The sequence below is a fragment of the Vibrio sp. 378 genome (assembly GCF_033339435.1).
This window is the reverse complement of sequence record NZ_JAWOUO010001211.1, coordinates 1-514: the sequence shown is the minus strand read 5'-3', so window position 1 is coordinate 514 and position 514 is coordinate 1. Positions and strand designations below refer to the sequence as shown.

General features: G+C 39.3%; 1 pseudogene. It reads left to right on the top strand.

Features of this window, described 5'->3' with window-relative positions:
* Positions 1-170: 170 nt before the first annotated feature.
* Positions 171-514 (top strand): annotated as a pseudogene (locus R7Q48_RS31190) (lipase family protein); the annotation flags it as partial.

Genomic DNA, 514 nt, shown 5'->3' with positions numbered 1-514 from the left:
TTATCGAACAACAAGCAAATCCACGAAGTTGATATTTCACCAGAAAGCACAAGGCGAACTCCTGTTCATTCTGTATGTGATTGGAATAGCGAGAGAATAAATACATATGAATATGACGAAACTACTGATACCCACGTATTGAAAAAATAAAGAGTAAGGAAAAACAACTAATGAGCACTATTTCTCCATTTATGGCGAGTGAACTATGTAATATTGCATACGAAGTGAAGCACAATCTTGAACGTGTGAAACTGCCAGCTGTTGTTGATAATCACTTTGGTTTTTCGAAAGTAGCGGTAGGTACAAGTGGTGGTTTTTTCTTTCGTCCTGAAACAGGGTTTGCTCTGCTAGGAAAGGGAAAAAGTGAGCGTTATAAAAATGACCTTGTCTTAGCTTTTAGAGGTACAGCAGGATTAGCTGATGGGATTACCGACTTAACGTGTAGCGGGAAAGGAACAGATACCGGAGAGACCGTTCATTCGGGATTCCAAACTACGTTCTATTCTATGAGAAA